This window comes from Achromobacter insolitus, assembly GCF_002209555.1.
Lineage (GTDB): Bacteria > Pseudomonadota > Gammaproteobacteria > Burkholderiales > Burkholderiaceae_B > Achromobacter > Achromobacter insolitus.
Genome location: NZ_NJIF01000005.1, coordinates 113,516 through 135,016 on the forward strand (window position 1 = coordinate 113,516; position 21,501 = coordinate 135,016).

Annotated in this window: 22 protein-coding genes and 1 riboswitch; of the genes, 7 read left to right on the forward strand and 15 right to left on the reverse strand. The window is 66.1% G+C overall.

Annotation, left to right across the window (positions count from 1 at the left end; genetic code table 11):
- The first annotated feature begins 7 nt into the window (after positions 1-7).
- From CEY08_RS18265 to CEY08_RS18275, 3 genes are read left to right on the forward strand one after another with little or no spacing between them, the layout of a single operon-like run.
- A complete protein-coding gene (locus CEY08_RS18265; RefSeq protein WP_063642456.1) occupies positions 8-871 on the forward strand; it encodes an ABC transporter permease in 864 nt (287 codons plus the stop codon).
- Positions 868-1,677 (forward strand): ABC transporter permease, encoded by an 810-nt coding sequence (locus CEY08_RS18270; protein ID WP_076814215.1) that lies wholly within the window; start codon positions 868-870, stop codon positions 1,675-1,677. The genes CEY08_RS18265 and CEY08_RS18270 overlap by 4 nt, the downstream gene beginning before the upstream one ends.
- Before the next feature lie 15 nt (positions 1,678-1,692).
- Entirely contained in the window at positions 1,693-2,562 is an 870-nt protein-coding gene (locus tag CEY08_RS18275) for an ABC transporter ATP-binding protein (RefSeq protein WP_076814217.1), read from the forward strand.
- A 73-nt stretch (positions 2,563-2,635) separates the two neighbouring features.
- On the opposite strand, the gene CEY08_RS18280 is transcribed toward CEY08_RS18275, so the two are convergent.
- From CEY08_RS18280 to CEY08_RS18320, 9 genes are all read right to left on the reverse strand, one after another.
- Positions 2,636-3,589 (reverse strand): Bug family tripartite tricarboxylate transporter substrate binding protein, encoded by a 954-nt coding sequence (locus CEY08_RS18280; RefSeq protein ID WP_063642453.1) that lies wholly within the window; start codon positions 3,587-3,589, stop codon positions 2,636-2,638.
- Positions 3,590-3,681: 92 nt separating this feature from the next.
- On the reverse strand, positions 3,682-4,107 hold the full coding sequence (locus CEY08_RS18285; RefSeq protein ID WP_076814220.1) for an SgcJ/EcaC family oxidoreductase: 426 nt from the start codon (positions 4,105-4,107) through the stop codon (positions 3,682-3,684).
- 8 nt (positions 4,108-4,115) lie between these two features.
- Positions 4,116-5,378, reverse strand: coding sequence for an NAD(P)/FAD-dependent oxidoreductase (locus CEY08_RS18290; protein WP_076814222.1), 1,263 nt, complete (start codon positions 5,376-5,378; stop codon positions 4,116-4,118).
- Between the two features lie 17 nt (positions 5,379-5,395).
- Positions 5,396-5,716, reverse strand: coding sequence for a non-heme iron oxygenase ferredoxin subunit (locus CEY08_RS18295; protein ID WP_042794038.1), 321 nt, complete (start codon positions 5,714-5,716; stop codon positions 5,396-5,398).
- Between the two features lie 2 nt (positions 5,717-5,718).
- Positions 5,719-6,987 (reverse strand): aromatic ring-hydroxylating dioxygenase subunit alpha, encoded by a 1,269-nt coding sequence (locus tag CEY08_RS18300; protein WP_076814224.1) that lies wholly within the window; start codon positions 6,985-6,987, stop codon positions 5,719-5,721.
- Between the two features lie 22 nt (positions 6,988-7,009).
- Positions 7,010-7,501 carry an aromatic-ring-hydroxylating dioxygenase subunit beta gene (locus CEY08_RS18305; RefSeq protein WP_042794040.1) on the reverse strand — a complete coding sequence of 164 codons (492 nt, stop codon included), beginning with the start codon at positions 7,499-7,501 and terminating at the stop codon, positions 7,010-7,012.
- A gap of 35 nt (positions 7,502-7,536) precedes the next feature.
- Positions 7,537-8,637, reverse strand: coding sequence for a cupin domain-containing protein (locus CEY08_RS18310; protein WP_076814226.1), 1,101 nt, complete (start codon positions 8,635-8,637; stop codon positions 7,537-7,539).
- Positions 8,638-8,694: 57 nt separating this feature from the next.
- Positions 8,695-9,693, reverse strand: coding sequence for an ornithine cyclodeaminase family protein (locus tag CEY08_RS18315; protein ID WP_076814229.1), 999 nt, complete (start codon positions 9,691-9,693; stop codon positions 8,695-8,697).
- Positions 9,686-10,555, reverse strand: a complete 870-nt coding sequence (locus CEY08_RS18320) for a fumarylacetoacetate hydrolase family protein (protein WP_076814231.1) — start codon at positions 10,553-10,555, stop codon at positions 9,686-9,688. The genes CEY08_RS18315 and CEY08_RS18320 overlap by 8 nt, the downstream gene beginning before the upstream one ends.
- Before the next feature lie 215 nt (positions 10,556-10,770).
- On the opposite strand from CEY08_RS18320, the gene CEY08_RS18325 reads away from it, so the two are divergent.
- Positions 10,771-11,502 carry a GntR family transcriptional regulator gene (locus CEY08_RS18325; protein WP_042794043.1) on the forward strand — a complete coding sequence of 244 codons (732 nt, stop codon included), beginning with the start codon at positions 10,771-10,773 and terminating at the stop codon, positions 11,500-11,502.
- 28 nt (positions 11,503-11,530) lie between these two features.
- A riboswitch (TPP riboswitch) is annotated at positions 11,531-11,660 on the forward strand.
- Positions 11,661-11,739: 79 nt separating this feature from the next.
- Positions 11,740-12,558, forward strand: a complete 819-nt coding sequence (gene thiM / locus CEY08_RS18330; protein ID WP_076814234.1) for a hydroxyethylthiazole kinase — start codon at positions 11,740-11,742, stop codon at positions 12,556-12,558.
- 19 nt (positions 12,559-12,577) lie between these two features.
- Here thiM and CEY08_RS18335 read toward each other — a convergent pair whose 3' ends face one another.
- The 5 genes from CEY08_RS18335 to CEY08_RS18355 are packed head-to-tail and all read right to left on the reverse strand — an operon-like array spanning position 12,578 to position 18,354.
- Positions 12,578-13,342 carry an iron ABC transporter ATP-binding protein gene (locus CEY08_RS18335; protein WP_042794045.1) on the reverse strand — a complete coding sequence of 255 codons (765 nt, stop codon included), beginning with the start codon at positions 13,340-13,342 and terminating at the stop codon, positions 12,578-12,580.
- On the reverse strand, positions 13,339-14,325 hold the full coding sequence (locus CEY08_RS18340) for an iron chelate uptake ABC transporter family permease subunit (protein ID WP_170946335.1): 987 nt from the start codon (positions 14,323-14,325) through the stop codon (positions 13,339-13,341). Before CEY08_RS18340 ends, CEY08_RS18335 begins: the two co-directional genes overlap by 4 nt.
- A complete protein-coding gene (locus CEY08_RS18345) occupies positions 14,318-15,310 on the reverse strand; it encodes an ABC transporter permease (protein ID WP_088607745.1) in 993 nt (330 codons plus the stop codon). The genes CEY08_RS18340 and CEY08_RS18345 overlap by 8 nt, the downstream gene beginning before the upstream one ends.
- Before the next feature lie 32 nt (positions 15,311-15,342).
- Positions 15,343-16,293, reverse strand: a complete 951-nt coding sequence (locus CEY08_RS18350) for a siderophore ABC transporter substrate-binding protein (protein ID WP_076814238.1) — start codon at positions 16,291-16,293, stop codon at positions 15,343-15,345.
- A 42-nt stretch (positions 16,294-16,335) separates the two neighbouring features.
- Positions 16,336-18,354, reverse strand: a complete 2,019-nt coding sequence (locus CEY08_RS18355; RefSeq protein ID WP_063959932.1) for a ligand-gated channel protein — start codon at positions 18,352-18,354, stop codon at positions 16,336-16,338.
- A 212-nt stretch (positions 18,355-18,566) separates the two neighbouring features.
- On the opposite strand from CEY08_RS18355, the gene CEY08_RS18360 reads away from it, so the two are divergent.
- On the forward strand, positions 18,567-19,280 hold the full coding sequence (locus CEY08_RS18360) for a response regulator transcription factor (protein ID WP_076814241.1): 714 nt from the start codon (positions 18,567-18,569) through the stop codon (positions 19,278-19,280).
- Positions 19,280-20,671, forward strand: coding sequence for a sensor histidine kinase (locus CEY08_RS18365; RefSeq protein WP_076814242.1), 1,392 nt, complete (start codon positions 19,280-19,282; stop codon positions 20,669-20,671). Before CEY08_RS18360 ends, CEY08_RS18365 begins: the two co-directional genes overlap by 1 nt.
- A gap of 6 nt (positions 20,672-20,677) precedes the next feature.
- Here the strand turns inward: CEY08_RS18365 and CEY08_RS18370 are convergent, their stop codons facing one another.
- Entirely contained in the window at positions 20,678-21,496 is an 819-nt protein-coding gene (locus CEY08_RS18370; RefSeq protein ID WP_076814244.1) for a TatD family hydrolase, read from the reverse strand.
- Positions 21,497-21,501 lie beyond the last annotated feature (5 nt).

Sequence of the window (21,501 nt, forward strand, 5' to 3'; positions counted from 1 at the left end):
AGCCGTCATGTCCGGCAACACCCTGAGCGCGCCGTTTCCCTCCACGCATCACCGCGCAACCCGCCCGCCTCTCGCTCTGCTGCGCAGCGCCGGCAATCGCCTGCTGCCCTGGCTGCTGCCCCTGGGCTTGCTCGCCCTTTGGCAACTCGGTGCGTCCCGGGGCTGGATTTCGCCGCAGGTGCTGCCGTCCCCCCATTTCGTCTGGCTTACCTTGCAGGATCTCTACAGCAGCGGAGACCTCTGGCTCAACGTGCAGGCCAGCATGCAGCGCGTGCTGGTCGGCTTTGCGGCCGGCAGCCTGCTGGGATTGGCGCTGGGCGCCGCCATGGGCCTGTGGCGGCCACTGGAAGCCTACATCCTGCCCACCTTCAACGCGCTGGTGCAGATTCCCGTGTTGGCCTGGCTGCCCTTTGTGCTGCTGCTGGTCGGCATAGGCGAACCGCTGAAGTACATCCTGATCGCCAAGGCGGCGCTGGTACCCGTCACGCTGAACACCCTGCAGGGATTCCGCCAGACACCGGCCAGCCTGCTGGAGGTGGCCCGCGTCTACGGCTACACACGCCGACAGCAAGTGCTGGAAGTGGTGCTGCCGCACGCCTTGCCCACGCTGTTCACGGGCCTGCGCCTGGGTTTCACCAAAGCCTGGCTGTCGCTGGTCGTGGTGGAGCTGGTCGCGTCCAGCGAAGGGCTGGGTTACTTGATCGTCTACGGCCGGCAACTGTTCCAGCTGGATCTGGTCATGGCGGCGGTGATCGTGGTGGGCGCCATCGGCTATGCCATCGACAAGCTGCTGGACGTGGCCGAAGCCCGCGCAGGCGGCGGACAGGCCGCGACCCGCCTGGGCACGGCGTCCACCGGAGTCCACGCATGACGACGGCACAGACACGCTCGTTTCCCAAGGCTGGTGCTCTCCACGCCTGGCTGCGGGCCCGATGGCGCGGCCTGGTGCTACCCGCCGCCGCGATCCTGGCGTGGTGGGCGCTGGCGCGGCTGGACTGGGTTTCCACGCCCTTGCTGGTGTCGCCGGGAAAAGTGCTGGACACCGCCGCCAGCCAGATATCTTCGGGCCGGTTGTGGCGCGCGCTGAGCGCCAGCCTGGCGCGGGAGTTCACCGGCTTTGCCATAGGCACCGCGCTCGGCCTCATACTGGGCGCGCTGCTCGGGCTGCTGCCGTTGTTCAACCGCATCGTCGGCCCCAGTTTCAACACTTTCAAACAGATCTCGCTGTTTGCCTGGATTCCGCTCATCTCGGTCTGGTTCGGCCTGGGCGACGTGGCCAAAGTGACGTTCCTGTCTCTGGCAGCCTTGGTACCCGTCGTCGTCAACACCTGCGACGGCATACGCAGCACCCCGACCACGCTGCTGGAAGTCGCCCGGGTGTTCGGCTATACGCGCTGGCAGACGCTGCTGCACGTGGTGCTGCCATCGGCCGCGCCTTCGATCTTCACCGGCGTCTACCTGGCGTTGATCTACTCCTGGCTGGCAACGATAGGCGCCGAATACCTGCTGGTGGCCGGCCACGGCATAGGCAACACCCTGATCGAAGGCAGCGAACACTTCCAGATGGATCTGGTGATCTTCGGCATGTTCGTGATCGGCCTGGTCGGCTGGTCCATGAACGCATTGGCCCGCGCGCTGGAGCGCCGGCTGGCGCGGCACCGCTACGGCGCCGCCTGAGGGAGAAAGCAAGGAATGACTGGTACTTTCGGCAAGGAATTGAACATACGCGGCGTGGAAAAGCGCTACGCCGGCCCCGACGGAAGCGCGCAGGCGCTGCACGTCCTGCAGGACATCAATCTCGACGTGCCCCCCGGGCAATTCGTCAGCATCGTGGGAGCCAGCGGCTGTGGAAAGTCCACGCTGCTGCGCCTGATACTGGGGCTGGACGACGACTACGCCGGCCAGATTCTCCTGGACGGCAAACCGGTGCGCGGCGCGGGCCTGGACCGTGGCATCGTATTCCAGGACCATCGTCTGTTTCCCTGGCTCAACGTGGAGCGCAATATCGCCACCGCGCTGCGCAACGCGCCCCTGTCAAAAGCGGAAAAGCGGGAGTTGGTGGCCGCACACATTGCCTTGGTCGGTTTGCAGGGATTCGAGAAATCCTACCCCCACCAGATTTCGGGCGGCATGGCGCAGCGCGTGGCGATCGCGCGCGGCCTGGTCAATCGTCCGCGCGTGCTGCTACTGGACGAGCCCCTTGGTGCCCTGGACGCATTGACGCGTTCGCGCTTGCAGAACGAGTTGCAACGCATCTGGCAGCAAGAACAGATCACCATGGTGCTGGTCACTCACGACGTGGAGGAAGCCGTCTTCCTGGGTGACCGCGTGGTGGTGATGCAGCCTCGCCCGGGCCGCATCCGCCGCATCGTCGACGTAGACCTGCCCCATCCCCGCAACCGCAGCGATCCCCGCTTCATACGGCTGCGCGACGACGTACTCAGCGACTTCCTCGATCCGGACGGGCGCGTGGCGGACAACGAAGCCGCGCCGCCTCCGGGCGGCCTCGCGGCGACGGTCGGGGCCTTGCCTGCGCTGGGGCGCTTGCGCATGGCCTGGTAGCGGCTCGCGTGCTCCGCTAAAAGAAAGGCCGGCGGCACTTGCCGCCGGTCCTGTCCGCAAAGGCCTCAACCACTCAATCGATCGACGCGCCAGCCACCTTCACCACCTTGCCCAGGCGCGCGTACTCTTCCGCGCCAAATTCCGCCAGCGACTGACGCGTCGTGGGCGAAGGGATGGCGCCGCGCGACTCCAGCATCTTGCGTACCTCGGGCTGCTGCAGCGCGCGGTTGACGGCGGCATTCAGCTTGTCCAGCACCGCGACCGGCGTGCCCTTGGGCGCATACAAGCCGTCCCAGGCGAAGAATTCATACCCCTTCACGCCCGCTTCGCTGATCGTGGGTATGTCCGGATTGGACGCCACGCGCTCCGGCGTCGTCACGCCCAGGGCCCGCAGCTTGCCCGCAGCAATCTGCCCGGACACGTTGGGCATCACGTCGATCATGAACGAAATGCGTCCGCCCAGCAGATCGGTCATGGCCGCGCCGCCGCCCTTGTAGGGGATGTGCATTACCTTCGTACCCGCCATCTGGTTCAACAGTTCACAGGCCAGGTGCGAGGACGTGCCATTGCCGGCGGACCCGCAGGTCAGTTCGCCCGGATTGGCCTTGGCGTAGGCCAGCAGTTGCGCCAAGGTCTTGAAGCGCTCGTCCGAGGCATTGACGACCAGCGCTGCCGCGATGACGGTAAAGCGCGAGATCGGCTCGAAATCGGATGGCGCATAGCCCGGCGACTTGTATAGCCAGTGGTTGGTGGCCTGCGTGCCGTTGGTGCCGTAAGACAGCGTGTACCCGTCGGGCTTGGCGCGCGCCGCGATCGAGGTGCCGATGTTGCCGCCCGCGCCTGGACGGTTCTCGACAATGATGGACTGCCCCAGTTCGCGCGACAGCGGCTCTGCGACCAGGCGCGCCAGCGTGTCGCCCCCGCCGCCGGCGGCGAACGGCACCACCAGCGTGATCGGATGGGCAGGCCAATCGGGCTGCTGCGCCTGGGCGCCAGACACGACGGCCGCACAGGCGGCCGCCAGCATGCAATGCAAGATTCTTGAGGGTTTCACTGTTTGTCTCCTGAGGAATGCTAGGGACGCGCCCGCTGCTTTTTGAATGATTCGGGCGCGTTGGGTTAAATCGGTTCGGGCGGAAGGTGGCGGCGGCTGCGCTTGTCGGCCAGGCGCCATCCGCTGTCCGTCTCCGCCAGCACGTCCTGGCATTCGCGGATGGACACCAGGCGCGGCGCGCCGCCATGTTCCTGCGGCACGCTTTCATAGGCGGTCAGGAAGTAGCCGACCGTGGCGCGCGCACCGGCCAGATCGATCATGCGCAGGTTGGTGATGATGTGGCAGGTGCTGCGTTCGGCGGCGCGGGCATTTAAAGCTTCCAGTATTTCCGCCCGGCCCGCGAGCCGGCGCCCTTGGCGCTGCCAGACGCCGTCCTCGGCCATCAACGCGGCGGCAGCCTCGTGGCGCCGCGTATCCAGCGCGTGAAAGAATTCCAGCACCACCGCTTCACAGGCCACCTTGGCCTGCATGAGCAAAACCGGGTTTTCCATTTGGGTCCTCATCCGATCTGCGCGTTGGCCAGCGGCACGTCCGGCCGCTGCAACAACGCCGGGTCCAGGGCCGCGCGCTGCGCGATCCACTTACGCAGCTGGCGGAAATCCCGCGCCGCGTCCACCGCCACGCCAGCCACGACACGACCGCTGGCGTCCAACGCGACCGACAGCAAACCGCGGCTTCCGGCCTGGGGCCGCAGTACTTCGCTGCACGCCAAGGCCGAGAAGCCCACGATCTGCACCATGGCGTCATACTGTTCCGACCAGACGGCGCCGGTCGGTGCATAAGGCTCGCCCTGCCCCAATGCAGACAAGGCTGCGGCCATGCCCTGGTCCTGCGCGTTCTGCCAGGACTCCATCCGCGCATGCCCGCCCTCGGTCGCCAGCACCGCTACGTCGCCCGCGGCGTACACGTCCGGCACGGATGCCCGGCAATACGCATCGACCAGCACACCGCGCTCGCAAGCGATGCCAGCCTCGCGCGCCAGTTCGTCATTGGCCTGCAGGCCCACGCCCAAGACAATCGCATCTGCGTCCAAGCGCGTGCCATCGGCCAGTTCCGCCACCGGACGGCCGTCCGCCTGTGCCAGCACCGCGCGCAATCCGGTATTCAGCCGCACATCCACGCCGTGCGCCGCATGCAGCGCGGCCAGATGCGCCGACACGCCTGGTTGCACGCTGCGCGCGCACAAGCGCGGCCCTTGCTCCAGCACCGTCACCGCACTGCCCGACTGGCGCGCCGTCGCCGCCACCTCCAGTCCGATCCAGCCGCCGCCCACCACGACCAGACGCCGGCCCGGCCCCAGAGTGGCGCGCAAGCGCAGCGCATCGCCACGGGTACGCAGCACATGCACGCCGGGCGTGCCGACGCCCGGCAACGCGGGCACGATCGGCCTGCCCCCCGTGCACAGGATCAGCTTGTCATAGGGAACGACGCCGCCATGCGAGGTATCCACCTGCTTGTCGGCCACGCGCAGCCGCGCCGCCGCCACGCCAGGTTGGAACTCGATGCGCAGCGACGCCAGCCGCTCGGCCGAAAAAAGCTCGGTACTTTCCGCCACGGCCTGGCCGCCCAGCACCGCCTTGCTCAGGGGCGGGCGTTCGTAAGGCGCGTGCGGTTCGTCGCCCAGCAGCACGATGCGACCTTCATAACCACGTTCGCGCAAGGTCGTCGCAGCCCAGCCACCCGCCTGGCCTGCACCGACCACGACAATGGCGCCGGCCTTCGCCGCGCCGCTTTCATGCTGCGCATCGCGGAGCTCGCCCATGGGGAGGGCCGGCCGGCTCATGCGGCTTCCGCCTTGAGGTAGACAGTGCCCGCTTCCACCCGCACCTCGTAGCGGCGCAGGTCGGTCGTGACCGGCGGGCATTGCGGCTTGCCCGTGCGGATGTCGAAGACACCCTGGTGGAGCGGGCACTCGATGGTGCCATCCTCCAGGTAACCGTCGGCCAGGCTGGCGTTGCCATGCGGACAGCGATCCTGGGTAGCACAGATATCGCCCTGCAGGTTGTAAAGGCAAACGCCTTCGCCTTCATGCACCACGCGCAGGGTGCCGGTGTCGGCGGAAATATCCGACACCATCGCAACAGGTTTCCAGGTATCCATGCTTACAACCCCATCGCCTTGCGGTAATAGTCATAGAAGGAGCGGATCAACACCTCGGTCACCATGTAATCGGCGGGCTCGGTATCCCGACCACCCATCTCGATGATGCCGCGCTCTTCCGGATAGCCGGTGACGCCGATCTGGACCTGGTTCAGCATTTCGCTGTCGTCCATCGACACGAAGCCGGCCGGACCCAGCAGGTTGGCGTGCTTCAGGCGCAGACGGGTCATTTCCTCATCGTCATCCTCGTAGCCGTAATAGGTGAACACCAGCTCATGCTCGGTGGGACTGCGCGGAATGACGTGGCGGGTCTTGAGCGAATTGGCCTGGATGCCGAACTGCGCGGCCGGGAAAACCCAGGCGCCGCCCACCCGGCCGCGGTTGAACTCGGCGCGCGGGGTCACGGTTTCCAGGTCCAGCAGTTCCAGGTCATCGCGGAAACGGCTCATTTCCGTGGTGGCCTCGGTCTTTTTCTTGCCCTCGTTGTGCGACACCATCACGCTGTGCGCGCCGCCGCCCGTGGGGATGCACTCGGACTTGGAATCCGCGCGCCACAGGCCGAAGGTGATGTAGAAGGTGTGCAGCAGCGTGGCGTGGTACGGGTCCTTCAGGTTCTCCAGGTACATTTTCCAGTTGCTGGGAATCAACTGGCGGCTGTAGCCCAGCAGCTTGAGCGGCTTGCCCGGCAGCATATGGTCGATCTCGGCCAGCACTTCCGGGCCGCAATAGTCCTCGAAGCTGGGTGCGTCCTCGGCAAAGGTGGCCCAGATCGAACCGCCCCGGTTCACGCTGCGCAGCTTGCGGATGCCGTTCTGCTTGGGGTCGAAGTCTCGCGGCATGCCGCCCTTGCCCATCGCGCCGCGCCGAAATGGCACGCCTTGCAGATTGCCATTCAGGTCGTAGTTCCACTGGTGGTAGGGGCAGGTGAAATCCTCCACCTTGCCGGTGTTCTGCCAGCAGATCTGCGCGCCGCGGTGCGCGCAGCGGTTCTCCAGCACGTTGATCTCGCCTTCCGCGTTGCGCACCATGACCACGGGGCGGTTGCCGATCCAGTTGCGCTTGTAGCAACCGACTTCAGGCACTTCGCACTCCAGGCCTACGTAGTTCCAGGTCTTACCGCCGAAGAACACGTCCATTTCCTTTTGGAAGATGGCCGGATCCGTGTAGACCCAGTTGGGAATGCGCGTATAGCCTTCCTTGGGCCAGCGGCGCTCGATATGGATGGGAGCCGCCGCGGGCGCGTCCGGCACGGCAGAGTCGGAACAGGTCATGATAGTTATCCTCGAGGCGGATTCAGATGGGGACGATGAGCGAGGTGCGAACGCGGTAGTTGTCGTACACGCAGTCGCGGCGGCTGAATGCCAGGCCTTCGGGCGTCGCGCGCAGCACGTCCAGATAGCGGCCGACCATGTTCAAGGTGGGTTCCCGGTCGGACAGCGACTCCATCACGGCGAAGTTGGCCTGGGCGACGATGTGGTCTCCCTGCACCTCCAGGACGCGCACGCCGCTGATGAAGTGGCGCAACGAACGCGGCTCGAACATCGTGGTTTCGCGCAAGGCGGTGACGCGATCGCGCAGCATGTTCTTGTTCATGCAGTAGATCAGCCCCAGCGGCAGGCCGGCGTCATGGTTCTCGCGCGACAGCACCCGGTAATGGCAGTCTTCCGTGAAAAAGCCCGGCCAGTCTTCCAGGCGGTCTTCGTCCAGGCAGTAGGCGTAGTCGTCGTAGAAATCCCGCAGGCGCGCACGCAGCGCCGGGGTGTCGGAAATCTCGGTCATGGTCATTGCGGATCCAGATATCGGTTCTAGGGAATCGCGTCCTAGCGGGCCGCGGCGAGTTGCGCGCGGTTGCTTTCGAAGCCGCTCTGGCTGCCCAGCGCCAGGATGGGTTCCTGCATGCGCTCCTGCCAGATCAGCGACTCCATGGCGATTTGCAGCGGATGGTCCTGCACGGTCAGCGCGGAGGTGGTTTCCGTGCCGGAGTGATGCGAGTGCATGGCCCAACCCGGCGCCGACAGAATCAGGTCGCCCGCCTTCCAGTCGAGCCTCGTGCCGTTGACCTTGCTGTACCCATTGCCACGCAGGTAGTAATTGATGGCCGACGAGCTGTGGCGATGCGGCACGTGATGGTTATCCGGCGGCGAGGACGAAATCGTGGCGAAAAAGCTGTGCGTGGTGCCGATGCGGCGTTCGGTCGCCGGGTTGTACAGCACGAAAAGGCGACGGCCGTTGTAGCCGCGCGCAATGTCCTCGACGCTGGGCAGCTGCCGCGACACCGCGGCCCAGGGCCAGTGCAGGGCCTTGGATTCCAGCACGTCGATGTCGATCAGCCACTCGTAACCCAACAGCCACGCCCCCTCGGGGGTGATCTGCTCGCGCAGCGCCAGGTCGCGCGAACGGGCAGCGTCGGGCGCGCGTGGCGGCACCGGCTTGGTATTGGCGTCCGCCGGCGGCACGCTGCCCTCGAACTCCTCTACGTAATGGATCTCCAGCTTTTCCAGGAGCGGCGCGTTGGAGTACGACAGGCGGACCCACGGCGTCTTGCCTTCGTTGCGGTAGGAATGCACCTGCATCGCCGGCGTGTTCCACACGTCCCAGTGCCCTACCCGGATGTCGCGTCCGCCCACCGTGGCCACGCCCTCGCCGCTGACACAGATCTCCAGCATGTTCGAGTTCTTGCGCAGATTGAAGGTGCTTTCGCCCGGGTTGACCACGTTGATGGTGACATCCGTTCCCGGTGCCAGGCCCAGGCCGGGCGCCGTCGCCTCGGGGTGCACGATGAGCGATGCGCGACGGCCGTTGTCCGGTCGGGGCGCATCCGCCAGACGCGCGATCTCAAGATCGATATCCTCTTTGGGGATGACGATCGACTGCCATTTGTTTTGTTCCCGCGGACTGGCGCCGCTGACATCGACGAACATGTGGTCTCCTCTTGCGGCCGGCGCTCGGCGCCGGCTGTCTGGTTGTGCGAATTCGGTTCAGGGCTGCGCCAACAGCAGGTTCTCGCGGGTCTGGGGCGGCAAGGCCACGCCCAAGCCATGGTCGCGGGCGTGCTCGTACACCACTCGCGCCATCGCCAGGTCGGACAGCCCCATGCCCATGCCCTTGAAAATCGTCAGCCGCGCATCTTGCGGACGGCTCTCGCCCGCGGCGAGCAAGTCGCTCAGCACCGCCACGTCCTGCCACGGCGCGCCCTCGGCGCCAAAGCGTTCACGCAGTTCCCGCGACGCGCGGCGCGCGTTCTCCATGTCGTCCACGACCACGCGGTCGGCGCGTTCGAACACGTCTTGCGCGAATTCGGCCTTGGCCGGCAGGATGGCGCCAACGGCGTTCAGGTGCTTGCAGTCGGCCAGCATGGCCGCATCCACGAAGGGCTCAACGGCGCGCGTGATCAAGGTAACGATTTCCGCCCCGGCCAACGCGTGTTCCAGGCTGGACGCTTCCTCGACATCGAATGCGTACTTGCCTTGCATGCTCGCAACAAAGGCGCGGCGCTTTTCCGGCGTGGGGCTGTAGATGCGGACCCGGCGCAACTTGCGCACGGCGGCAAGCGCAGCCAGTTGGGTGACCGCCTGCGGTCCGGTGCCGATCAGCGCGGCGCACGCTGCGTCGGCCGGCGCCAGCGCGCGCGTGGCCACCCCACTGATCGCGGCCGTGCGCAGCATGCCCAGGGCACGCGCCTCGATCACCGCGCGCAAGAACCCGGTCTCTGCGTCGAACAGGCTGAACAGCGAACCGCCACCGCTTTTGGTGTGTACCCAGGTCTTGAAGCCGGCATAGCCCCCGGCGCCTGTCTGCACAGAACCCAATGCATGCATCGAACTGCCGTCGCCCCAGGTCGCCAACGCCTTGGGCAGGTTGCGCGCCTGCTCGCGCCCTTGCGCAACCAGCATTGCGTGCAAGGCATCGATCGCCTTGGGGATGTCCAGCACCGAGACCACGTCCCGTTCCGTCAGGTACCGCAGCGCATCAGTCATGCGCGTCTCCTAGTTCGTCGATGGCAGGCTCTTGCTCCACCGTATTGATCAATGACCCGATGCCGGGGATCTCGACCTCCAGCGTGTCGCCCACGCGCATGAAGCGCGGCGGCTTGCGGCTGGAGCCGACGCCTTCGGGCGTCCCCGTGGCGATCACGTCACCGGGCGACAGCCGCGTGAAGCTGCTGATGTACGCAATCAGCTCGGGAATGGGGAAGATCAGGTCGGATACCTGGCCGTGCTGCATGACCTCGCCATTGAGCCGGGAAATGACCTCCAGCCCTGATGGATCGCCGATCTCGTCGGCAGTCACCAGACAGGGACCCAGCGCGCCGCTGCGCTCGAAGTTCTTGCCAGGCGTCACCTGCGCGTTGTGCTTCTGGAAGTCGCGCACGGAGTTCTCGGCCATGCAGGTGTATCCCGCGACATGCGCCAGCGCATTTTCAGCCGGGATATGGCGGCCGCCCCGGCCTATCACGACGGCCAGCTCGGCTTCGTAGTCGAACCGGTCGGACGCGCGCGGCTTCCAGACCGCCGCCCCGTGCCCCACGAAGCTGTCCGCAAAGCGCGCGAACAACGAAGGGTGCGCCGGCAGTTCGCGGCCAGCCTCCGCGACGTGGCGACCATAGTTCAGTCCCACGCAGAGAATCTTGCGCGGCGCCACCACCGGGGGCAGCAAACGCAGCCCGGCCACGGACAGACAGGGTTGGCCCTCTGTCTCGGCGGCCCGCGCGATCTGATCCACGCCCGCCTCCAGCGCCGCGACCATGTCGGGCCAAACCTGCGTCAGCACCACGACTTCCGTACCGCGCAACATGCCCCAGGCGTTGCGGCCTGCCTGAACGAAGCTGATGAGCTTCATGTAGTCTCCTGTGCCTCTTGCGGAAATCGCATGCATTGATGGATTTCTTTGCATGCATTTCTAGCCTTATTCGTACTAGAACCGCCGTTTTTCCGAATTATTGCATGCAATTTTGATAAATCGCAAGGACAAATGGATTTTCTTATGCCCTATTGCATGCAATTTTGACGGTACACTGAAAGCCCCAACAGACTGGAACGAGCCCGCATCTCGCTATGGCCGCACAAATCGATAAAGTCATTTCGGAACTCCGCGACATGGTGCTTTCGGGCGTGCTGCAGCCCGGGGAACGCGTGGTCGAATTGCAGTTTTCGGCACGTTTGGGCGTCTCGCGCACCCCGCTGCGCATTGCCCTGACCGAACTGGAAAAGGAAGGCCTGCTGGAGCGGCTGCCTTCGCGCGGATTCCGGGTACGGGCCTTCACCGTGGACGAGATCGGCGATGCGGTGGACGTGCGTGGTGTGCTCGAGGGCATGGCGGCCCGCCTCCTGGCGGAGCGCGGCGCCTCACAGGAGGTACTGGACCGTCTGTCAGAGGCCGTGGAGGAAGGACGCGCCCTGCTGGCCCCCGCCCGCCGCGATCTCAACACCACCGTGGATGCCCGCGCCTGGGGGCAGATCAACCGCCGCTTCCACGAAATCCTGTGCGAGGCCGCGGGCAACCGCGCGCTGCTGTCGGCGCTGGAACATAACAACAAGACCCCCTTGGCCGGCCCCGCCGCGCTGACACTGCCGTCGACCCCGTCCCTGCTGGAAACGCCGTTCGTACTGCGCGCGCAAGCGGATCACGAAGACCTGCTGCGCGCCATTACGCGCCGCGAAGCCGTGCGTGCCGAAAACCTGATGCGCGAACACGCCTACCGCAGCCGCGAAAACAAGCGCGTGCTGCTGGAATCCCTGCGCGGCGCCCTGCCCGCCCAACCCATGCTGTCGGACGCCAGCGCTTGACAAGCGCGATGCCCGCCCAGAACATAGCCATATCCACCCGGGGCGCTTCGACAAGAGGCTGAGACGCCGCTGGCGCGGGCCAAACACCCACGCAGCGCGGCAACCCGTTGAACCTGATCCAGGCAATGCTGGCGTAGGGAGGGTGCCGAACCGCTTGCGCGCCGCGCCTCAGTCCGCCGGCTCCGCCGCTCCTCCGGCCCTCCGCCCGCCCTGGATCCCCACGACAGGGCCCAAGGCATGCCATTCATCCCCGATCTTTCCGCCCAGGCGCTCGTCTCGCGCGACCTGTACGCAGCGCTGCGCCGCGACGCGCCCCTGGTGCAGTGCCTGACCAATTTCGTTTCCATGAACACCGCGGCCAACGTGCTGCTGGCCGTAGGCGCATCGCCCGCCATGGTGCATGCCCAAGAGGAAGCACCCGAGTTCGCGCGCGTCTGCGGCGCGGTGGTGATCAACATCGGCACCCTTTCCTCGCCCTGGCTGGACAGCATGCTGTTGACCGCTGCCTCGGCCAACGAGGCCGGCATTCCTTGGGTGCTGGATCCGGTGGCCCATCACGCCACCGCATTTCGTCGAGACGCCGTCCGGCGCTTGCTGGACCTGCGGCCCACCATCATCCGGGGCAATGCCTCGGAGATCATCGCGCTGGCCGGAGGCCAGAGCGCAAGCATGGGCGTGGACGCGCGCGACGCGGTCGCGCAGGCGGAGGAATCGGCGCATGCCATAGCGGTCCGCCAAGCCACGGTGGTGGCCGTTACCGGTGAAACCGATTTCGTCACGGACGGCACGCGCGCCGTCCGCATTGCTGGCGGGTCCCCCCTGATGCCGCGCGTCACGGCCACAGGCTGCGCGCTGACCGCGACGGTTGGCGCCTTTGCGGCCGTATCCAGGAATGACCCTTGGGCGGCGGCAATAGCCGCCCTATCGTGCTTCGCAATCGCGGGCCAGCGCGCCGGCGCGGCAGCGCAAGGGCCCGGATCCTTTGCCTGGCGCTTCCTGGATGCATTGGGGGACCTGGAAGTCGACAGCCTCACCCAGGAATCGCCGCTGCGCTAGACGCGGCGGACCTCGGCCGCTAAGGCTGGCGGTAATAGACGCAGATGCGTCGGCCGCCTATTTCGTGCACCTCGATCGGCAGCTCGTAGAGCTCGCTCAGAACCTCCGGCCGAACCAGTTCCGCCGGAGTTCCCTGGCGCGCGATGCGTCCCGCCCGCATCGCTACGATGCGATCCGCGTAGGTCGACGCGAAATTGATGTCGTGCAGTACCAGCACGACCGTCTTGCCCAATTCGTCCGCCGCGCGACGCAAGGTGCCCATCATGGCGACGGCGTGTTTCATATCAAGGCTGTTCAACGGCTCGTCCAGCAGGACGTAACGCGTGTCCTGACACAGCACCATGGCCACGAAGGCGCGCTGGCGCTGGCCACCCGACATTTCGTCCAGGTAGCGGTCGGCCAGCGGTTCCAGATTCAGATAAGCAATGGCGCGGTCGATATGGTCCTTGTCCTCCAGCGTCAGCCGGCCGCCCGTATGCGGATAGCGGCCGAACGCGACCAGGTCTCTTGCGGTCAAGCGTAAGGGCAGGTGATTGTCCTGGCGCAAGATGGCCAGGCGGCGCGCGAGTTCGCGGCTATCCGCGCGGGTTACGTCCAGCCCTTCGACCAGCACCCGGCCCGTGGACATGGGCAGCAGGCGGCTGACCATGGACAGCAGCGTGGATTTTCCCGCGCCGTTGGGACCGATGATGGCCGTAACGCCGCCCGCGGGCAGCGACAGGCTGACATCGTCGACCACCACGCTCTCGCCGTACTGCTTGCTGACTTGCTGAATCTCTATCATCGGCGCCCCCTGCGCAGGATCAGGACGAGGAACATCAGCCCGCCCAGGAATTCGATCACCACGCTGACAGTGGTATTCAGGCCCAGCACGCGCTCCAGCAGCGTCTGGCCGCCGACGAGGAAGATCACGCTCAGCAGCACGGCCGCCGCGACGGTGTAGCGGTGCCGGTCGGACCCCATGACCTGATAGGCCAGGTTGCTGACCAGCAGGCCAAAGAACGTCACCGGCCCGACCAACGCGGTGGATACCGACACCAGCACCGCGATGGCTACCAGTGTCAGCATGAGTGTGCGGCGATAGTCCACGCCCAGATTCACGGCGATGTCGCGACCCAGTGCCAGCACGTCGTATCGGCGGCGCATGCGCCACACCAGCAGGGATGCGGCGCAGACCGCGGCCAGCGCGATCGGCAGCAACCCCACGCGCACCGTATTGAAGCTGGCGAACATGCGGTCCTGCAGCACCAGGAATTCGTTGGGGTCGATCAGCCGGACCACAAAGTTGGACAGGCTGCGGAACAACAGGCCGAAAATAATGCCCACCAGCATCATCAGATGCAGGCTGCGCACCGCGTCCGAGAACAACCAGCGGAACAGCAGGCAGGCGAAGGCCGTCATGGCGCCGACCTCCAGCAGGAACGCGGCCACGGGATGGCTGGCGGCCGTGGCCGCCTGGCCGAAACCGAATACCACCACCGCCTGGATCAACAGGTACAGGGCATCGAAGCCCATGATGGCGGGTGTCAGGATGCGGTTGTGCGTGATCGTCTGGAACAGCACCGAAGACACCGCGACGGCATAGGCCACCAGCACCATCGCCGCCAGCTTGGCCCCGCGGAACGGAATGACGAAGGACCATTGGCCGTTGGCGCCCAAGGTCATGAACGCGATGGCGCATGCCAGCGCAAAGGCCCCCAGCAGCCAAAGGCGCCAGGCTTGTGGCGCGCGGCCCGTGACCGGCGCGGAGATTGCGAATTCAGCCAAGCCGGTTCCTCCGGGTGCGCAACAACCACAGGAACAGGATGCTGCCCAACACGCCGACCACGGTGCCTATGGGGATCTCGTAGGGGTGGATCAGCAGCCGGCCGATGACGTCGCAGGCCAGCACGAATACGCCTCCCAATACCGCTACCCAGGGAATGGAGCGGCGCATGTTGTCTCCCAACACCAGGCTGACGGCGTTAGGCACGATCAGGCCCAGGAACGGAATACCGCCGGCCGTCACGACGACCACCGCCGAGATCGCGGACACGATCAGCAGTCCGACCAGCGTCAACCGCGCGTGGTTCAGGCCCAGATTGGAAGCGAACTCGCGGCCCATGCCCGCCACCGTGTAGCGGTCGGCCGCCGCATAGGCGGCGCAGGCCAGGCCAAAGCCTATCCACAACAGCTCATAGCGCCCGCGCAGCACGCCGGAAAAATCGCCCGTGGTCCAGGCGTGCAGCGACTGCAGCAGGTCGTAGCGGTAGGCGATGAAAGTCGTGGCGGCATGGATGACGCCGCCCAGGATCAGGCCGATCAGGGGCACGATGAAGGGAGTGCGCAGCGGCACGCGCTTGAGCAGCGCCAGGAACAGCAAGGTGCCCGCCAGCGCAAAGCCCGTGGCCGTCAGCATCTTGCCGATCACGGGGGTGTCCGGCGCCAGCAGCGTGACGACGAGTATGCCCAGCGTGGCGGACTCCACCGTGCCCGCCGTCGTGGGCTCGACATAACGGTTGCGGACCAGCATCTGCATGATCAGTCCCGCCACCGCCAAGGACATACCGGCCAGCAGCAACGCCAGCGTGCGCGGTATCCGACTGACCATGAGCAGGCGCCAGGCGCGCTCCGCATCCTCGCCCGCTCCCCAAAGCGCGGACAGGCTGAGCTGTCCCGCGCCCAGGCTGACGCTGGCCGCGCACAGAGCCAGCAGCACGCCCACCGCTGCCGTCAAACCGCCCCAACCGCCTACCGACTGCCGCCACGTCACCCGCGATACTCCCGCCACTCACGCATCAGGCTTCACTTGGCCGCCGCCAGCGCGCCCGCAATTTCGTCGACGTTCTGTTGCATGGCGGTCAAGCCCGCGCTGCCCATCAGATACCAGTTGTAGCCGTTCAGGTAGACCACGCGCTTGTTCTTCCAAGCCTTGGTCGGGCGCACGAGCTCGTTGTCCAGCATGCGTTGAGCCGAGACGCCTTCCCGGCCGATGGCGGCGTCGCGGTCGATCACGAACAGCCAGTCGGGGTCGGTCTGGGCGATGAACTCGAACGAGATCGCCTGGCCGTGGTTGGACACGCTCAAGCCCGTCGTCGCCGGCTTGACGCCGAATGCATCATGGATCACGCCAAAACGCGACCCCGGGCCGTAGGCGCTCATCTTGCCGCCGGTGGTCAACACGATCAGCGCCGTGCCTGCGTTTGCCGCCTTGCCGTTCAAGTCCGCGATGGATGCACGCAACGCATCCAGCTTCGTCTTGGCCACCTCTTGCTTGCCATAAATGGCGGCCAGCGTCTCCGTGTTGCGCGTCACGCTGCCGACCAGGTCCTTGGCGTCCACCGTAAGGTCCACGGTGGGCGCCAGCTTGGACAGTTCGTCGTACTTGGGCGCGGAGCGGCCCGCGACAAAGATGACTTGCGGCGCGGCGGCATGGATCACTTCGTAGTTGGGCTCGAACATCGTGCCCACCTTCAGGTAGCGCTGATCGGCGTACTGACTCAGTTGCGGCGGCAACTTGGCCACCGTGGGCACGCCCGCCACGTTCACATCCAGCGCATGCAGCGTGTCCAGCACGGCCAGGTCCATCACCACCGTCTTCGCCGGATTGGCCGGCACGGCGGTTTCACCGCGCGCGTGCTTCACCGGCACGGTCGTCTGCGCGGCACACACCGCCGTGGCCGCGCCCAGGACAAGCGCGGCTCCGGCCTGGACCGCCCAACGCCGGGCGCGGCTTGCTTGCATTTGCTTCTTCATGCGTACCTCTTCATGTTGCGGGCGCCAGGCGCCCTTTCAAACTCAGAACTTGACGCCCACGCCCAGCCAATAGCGGCGGCCGTCCTCGACATAGCCGTAGTCGTCATAGGTAACCTGCTTGTCGAACAGGTTGTAGATGCCCGCGTACACCGCCACGGTCTTGTTCACTTGGTACGAGCCCCCCAGGTCCACGAAGGTATAGGAAGGCGCGACCACCGATGAGGACGACGGGCCGGTGATGGGCTGGCTTTCCTTGCCGCGGTAGTTCACGCGCGCCCACGCCTGCAGCGCATCCGAGGCCTGCCAGTTCACGGTGGTGGTGAACAGGTGCTTGGGCAGCTGGTTCAGCGGCTGGCCCTTGTATTGGCCGGACTTCTGCTCCGACTTGGTGAAGGTGTAGCTGCTGGTCAGGGACCAGTCGCGCGACAGCGGCAGCTTCAAGTTGGCTTCCACGCCACGCGAATTGGCCTTGTCCACGTTCATGTACGTGGTCGGGTCCGAGCCAAACTGGTTCGGGCCGTCCGTGCACTGGGTCGCCGGGCACGCGACCCGTGTGATCTTGTCCTTGAAATCATTGTTGAAGACGGTCAGGCCCGCGTTGAAGCCTTCACCGTTGTCATACAGGATGCCGATTTCCTCGGTCACCGACTTTTCCGGGGTGAGGTCCGGGTTGCCGTACATGTTGCCGCCGCGGCTGACCTGGCCCCAGCCGGCCACCGTCTGGCGCAGGTCTGGCGCGCGGAACCCCGTGGACACGCCGCCCTTCAGGGTCCAGCGTTCGGCCATGTGCCACACGCCGTACAGGCGCGGGCTGAAGTGCGTGCCGAAGTTCTCGTCTTCGTCCATGCGCAGGCCGGTGGTCACGGCAAAGCTCTCTGTCAGGCGCCATTCGTCCTCGGCGAACAGGGCCCACTGATAGCGGTCCACCTTGCTGGGGCCGTTGGCCAGCTGATTGCCAGTCTGGTCGTTCAGGCGCTGGCTCAGGTAACTGCCGCCCAGGGTCAGCATGTGCGAACCCAGGGGGAGTGTCCAGCTCGTCTGCAAGTCCAGGTTCTTGATCTTCATCTGGCGCGAGCGGTTGTCGAACTCCTCCTGCTGCACATAGCTGTCCGACACCCCCCAGCCCCACCGACCGGTATGCGACAGCGCCCACTTGTTGCTGCGGTAGTCGGTATCGGACGAGGCCGGGCAGCCGTTGCGTCCGCATGCCTGGCCGGGCGGCAGCGGCTCGACAGTCTTGCCCAGCGTTTCGTGCAGCTTCTGACGCATGGTGGTCGCTTCCAGCACGATGTCGTGGTCGCGGTTGGGCGTCAGCGCCAGCTTGGCCGTAACGCTTTCCGAGTTGCGTTTGCGGAAACCATCGACGATGTCGTCTTCGTCGCGCTGCGTCGCCTGGCCATAAATCTGCAGGCCCAGCAGGTCCGTCTTGATCGGGCCGGCCAGGTAGAAGTTGCCCTGGTAGATGTCGCCGGACTTGTTGCTTTCCTGGATCGTCGTGTCCAGGCGGATCTCGCCGCCCCACTCGGCAGGCACCTTGCGCGTGATGATATTGATCACCCCGCCCATGGCGTCCGAGCCGTACAGCGAAGACATGGGGCCGCGCACCACCTCGATGCGCTCGATAGCCGAAAGCGGCGGCGTCCAACCGCCTTCGACACCCGTGGAATCCGAGTTGGTGCGGGTCTCGCGCGAATTCTGGCGCTTGCCGTCGATGAGGATCAACGTGTACTTGGGGCCCATGCCGCGCAGGCTGATGTCCTGGCGGTCGCCGCCGCCGGTGACGATCACGCCCGGCACATCGACCAATGCATCATTGATATCGCGGTAGAACTTCTTGTCCAGATCCTCCCGCGTGATCACGCTGATCGACGCCGGCGCATCCTGGATCTCCTGTTCATACCCCGAGGCCGTCACCACCACGGTGTCCAGCGTCTTGGTGTTGTCCGCGCTTTGGGCCCAGGCAGGCTGCGCCATGCCGAAACCCGCGGCGCACAAGGCTGCCGCCAATTGCGTGCGCGACCCCGGACCGCGCCGGCCAGCGACCAATTCTTTGCTGCTCATGATTCCAATTTCTCCCGTCCCAGGCCTGCCCCGCACCCCGCGTGCGGCGTCCTACCTGCCCCGTACTTATTAATGAAAACCATTCTCATATTAGAATTGGAGCTGCCGGGAGCCAGCAACACGCTTTCCGCAACTTTTATCTTCTTTGAACTTCTTGACACTCCGGCCCGCGGTCATAAGCCAAACTGCCGGATGCAGAACCGACGATACGCATGCCTTTTTCCCACGCTCCGGCGACTCGCCGCATCCTGCTGATCGACGACGACGTCGAGCTCGCGCAGATGCTGCGCGAATACCTTGAACCCGGTCACTGCCAGCTCGCGCTGGCGCATAGCGGCGCGCAAGGGCTCGCCCTGCTCGCGCAGGACGACTACGACCTGATATTGCTGGACCTGATGCTGCCCGACGGCAATGGGCTGGACCTGCTGAAGCAGTACCGGCAACGCTCGCGCCGCCCCGTCATCATGTTCACCGCCCACGGCGGCGAAACGGACCGCGTCCTAGGCCTGGAGTTCGGCGCCGATGATTACCTGGCCAAGCCATTCAGCCCACGCGAGTTGAAGGCCCGCATCACCGCAGTGCTGCGCCGCTTCGACGAAGTGCCGGAAGCCACCCGGCCCGCCCTGGCGCTGGGCACGGTATCGCTGGACCCCGCCTCCGGACTCCTGCGGGTGGGCGACAGCGAAATCGCGCTGACTGGCGCGGAACAGCGCATCCTGGAAATCCTGATGCGCACGCCCGGACAGGTGGTCGGGCGCGACCAGATCGGCCTGTACGCGCTGGGACGCAAGCCCGACCGCTACGACCGCAGCATCGACACCCACATCAGTTCCCTGCGCAAGAAGCTGCGAACTGACGCCGGCCCCGACACGCTGACCATCCGAAATCTGCGCGGCCTGGGCTACGTGCTGGCGGGTGCGGAGTAATGGCCTGGCTTCCTGCCCGCTCCCTGTTCTGGCGCGCGTTCCTGACTTTCTGGAGCGCCATGGCCGTCATCCTGGTATGCGGCATGGTGCTGACGGCGGCGGTGGCCTGGTACCGCTTCAACTCACTGGACGGCCTGAACCCCGGCAACCTCACACGCGACGCCGCCCAGATCGCCCGCACCGAGGACGTGGATGGCCTGAAGCGCTGGGTGGCGGCCATGGACCGGCGCTACTCGGCTCTGAAGATCTACATCATGGACGCCCAGGACCAGGACATCCTGGGCCGGCGGCTGCCCGCCCGCATGGAGGACTGGCTCGCCGATTTCCGCGCCGGCCCCGACCGGTCGCCAAAAGCGGACTACCTGCCCGCCGATCCCACCGGCGAGCGCGTTTCCTGGTGGGAGCCGCAAAAGCTGGTCCTGGCCGATGGATCGGTACTGTTGATGCTGTTCCTGCCGTTCGATTCGTCGCATTGGGAAGTGCTGGCCCTGTCGCCGGTCGCGTTGGCGCTGATGCTGTTCGCCCTGGCGGTAACCGCTCCATTCTGCTGGGCCCTGAGCCGCCATGTGACGGCCCCCTTGGCGCAATTGCGGCAGACGACGCACGCTTTGTCCGCCGGGCAGCTGGACGTGCACACGCCTGCCAAGTTGGCTCGCCGCAAAGACGAGCTGGGCTTGCTGGCGCGTGACTTCGATGCCATGGCCGACCGTCTGAAGGCCCTGGTCGATACCCGCGAGCAGCTGCTGCACAACATTGCGCACGAACTGCGTTCGCCCCTGGCGCGGCTTCGGCTGGCCGCCGAACTGGCGCGGCGCAAGGATGAACGCCAGGACTTGCAGCTGGACCGCATCGAGCTCGAATGCGAACGGCTGGACGCGCTGGTCGGCAATACCTTGAGGCTGGCCCGGCTGGGCGCCCTGCCCGTGCCCACCGAAACCCTGGACCTTGCCGAGGTCGTGTCCGACGTCGTCGAAGATGCCCGCTACGAGGCCAGCGGCCGGCAGATCCGCATAGAGTGGGGGCACCACGCGCCCGTGCCCCTGATCGGGGACCGTTGCAGCCTGTCCAGCGCGATCGAGAACGTGCTGCGCAATGCTTTGCGCTTCGCGCCCGCGCACAGCGCGATCCGCGTGCGCCTTCTGTCGAACGCGCGCGAAGCCTGCCTGGAAATCGAGGACCGCGGACCGGGGGTGGCCGCGGACGAACTGGAATCCCTGTTCGAACCCTTCTATCGCACCGCCTCCGGCGCGCGCAAGCCTGGCAGCGGCGCCGGCCTGGGCTTGTCTATCGCCCAGGCCGCCGTGGCCGCGCACAAGGGCAGGATGTCAGCCCGCAACATGTCACCGCAAGGGCTGAGCGTGCGCCTGGAATTGCCGCGCCTGGGCAACTGAGCCGGGTCAGTCGGAATCGGCAAGAATCGCGGCCGGAAGCCGGGGCAAGACGCGCATGGCGTTGGCGGTGGTGGCATGCGCCACCTGCGCAGGCGTAATGCCGCGCAACTCCGCCAGCGTGGCGGCAATACGCCGCAGCTCGGCCGGCGCGTTGCGGCGCTGCGGCGGATGCAGCCAGGCCGGAGGAATGTCCGGCGCATCGGTTTCCAGCACCAGGTGCGCCAGGTCCACATCCATCGCATGGCGTCGGATCTGCAAGGCGCGCTCGTAAGTCATGGCGCCGCCCAGGCCCAGCGCAAAGCCCTGGTCGATGAACGCCTGCGCCTGCTGCGCGCTGCCGTTGAACGCATGCGCGATGCCGCCGATGCGCGGGTGGCGCCGCAAGTACTTCAAAAGAATGTCCTGCGATTTACGCACGTGCAGCAGCACCGGCAGGCCGAACTCGGCTGCCAGCGCCAGCTGGGCGGCATAGAAGCGTTCCTGACGCTCGCGCGGCTCGCCGGAAGCTATCTCAGGCACAAAGAAATCCAGGCCGATCTCGCCGATGGCGACAAAGCGCGGGTCGCCCAGCGACTCCTTGACCGCCGCGCGCAGTGCGTCCAGGTCGCCGTCGCTGGCGCGCTGCACATAGAGCGGGTGAATGCCCAGTGCGTACGCGCCGCCGGCGGTGTTGCCGGCCAATTCGCGCACCACGGAAAAATTGGCCCGCTCGACGGCGGGGATCACTATGGATTGGACGCCCGCTTCGCAGGCATCATCGGCGACGCGCTCGCGGTCGGTGTCGAACTCGGCGGCATCCAGGTGGCAATGGGTATCGATCAGCATGGGCG

Coding starts and splice junctions, on each gene's coding strand:
- CEY08_RS18335 (WP_042794045.1), bottom strand. CDS start 13,342: ATGATAGAGATTCAGCAAGTCAGCAAGCAGTACGGCGAGAGCGTGGTG.
- CEY08_RS18280 (WP_063642453.1), bottom strand. CDS start 3,589: ATGCTGGCGGCCGCCTGTGCGGCCGTCGTGTCTGGCGCCCAGGCGCAG.
- CEY08_RS18360 (WP_076814241.1), top strand. CDS start 18,567: ATGCCTTTTTCCCACGCTCCGGCGACTCGCCGCATCCTGCTGATCGAC.
- CEY08_RS18270 (WP_076814215.1), top strand. CDS start 868: ATGACGACGGCACAGACACGCTCGTTTCCCAAGGCTGGTGCTCTCCAC.
- CEY08_RS18290 (WP_076814222.1), bottom strand. CDS start 5,378: ATGGGCGAGCTCCGCGATGCGCAGCATGAAAGCGGCGCGGCGAAGGCC.
- CEY08_RS18365 (WP_076814242.1), top strand. CDS start 19,280: ATGGCCTGGCTTCCTGCCCGCTCCCTGTTCTGGCGCGCGTTCCTGACT.
- CEY08_RS18310 (WP_076814226.1), bottom strand. CDS start 8,637: ATGTTCGTCGATGTCAGCGGCGCCAGTCCGCGGGAACAAAACAAATGG.
- CEY08_RS18285 (WP_076814220.1), bottom strand. CDS start 4,107: ATGGAAAACCCGGTTTTGCTCATGCAGGCCAAGGTGGCCTGTGAAGCG.
- CEY08_RS18295 (WP_042794038.1), bottom strand. CDS start 5,716: ATGGATACCTGGAAACCTGTTGCGATGGTGTCGGATATTTCCGCCGAC.
- CEY08_RS18370 (WP_076814244.1), bottom strand. CDS start 21,496: ATGCTGATCGATACCCATTGCCACCTGGATGCCGCCGAGTTCGACACC.
- CEY08_RS18355 (WP_063959932.1), bottom strand. CDS start 18,354: ATGAGCAGCAAAGAATTGGTCGCTGGCCGGCGCGGTCCGGGGTCGCGC.
- CEY08_RS18315 (WP_076814229.1), bottom strand. CDS start 9,693: ATGACTGATGCGCTGCGGTACCTGACGGAACGGGACGTGGTCTCGGTG.
- CEY08_RS18300 (WP_076814224.1), bottom strand. CDS start 6,987: ATGACCTGTTCCGACTCTGCCGTGCCGGACGCGCCCGCGGCGGCTCCC.
- CEY08_RS18325 (WP_042794043.1), top strand. CDS start 10,771: ATGGCCGCACAAATCGATAAAGTCATTTCGGAACTCCGCGACATGGTG.
- CEY08_RS18320 (WP_076814231.1), bottom strand. CDS start 10,555: ATGAAGCTCATCAGCTTCGTTCAGGCAGGCCGCAACGCCTGGGGCATG.
- CEY08_RS18305 (WP_042794040.1), bottom strand. CDS start 7,501: ATGACCATGACCGAGATTTCCGACACCCCGGCGCTGCGTGCGCGCCTG.
- CEY08_RS18265 (WP_063642456.1), top strand. CDS start 8: ATGTCCGGCAACACCCTGAGCGCGCCGTTTCCCTCCACGCATCACCGC.
- CEY08_RS18350 (WP_076814238.1), bottom strand. CDS start 16,293: ATGAAGAAGCAAATGCAAGCAAGCCGCGCCCGGCGTTGGGCGGTCCAG.
- thiM (WP_076814234.1), top strand. CDS start 11,740: ATGCCATTCATCCCCGATCTTTCCGCCCAGGCGCTCGTCTCGCGCGAC.
- CEY08_RS18275 (WP_076814217.1), top strand. CDS start 1,693: ATGACTGGTACTTTCGGCAAGGAATTGAACATACGCGGCGTGGAAAAG.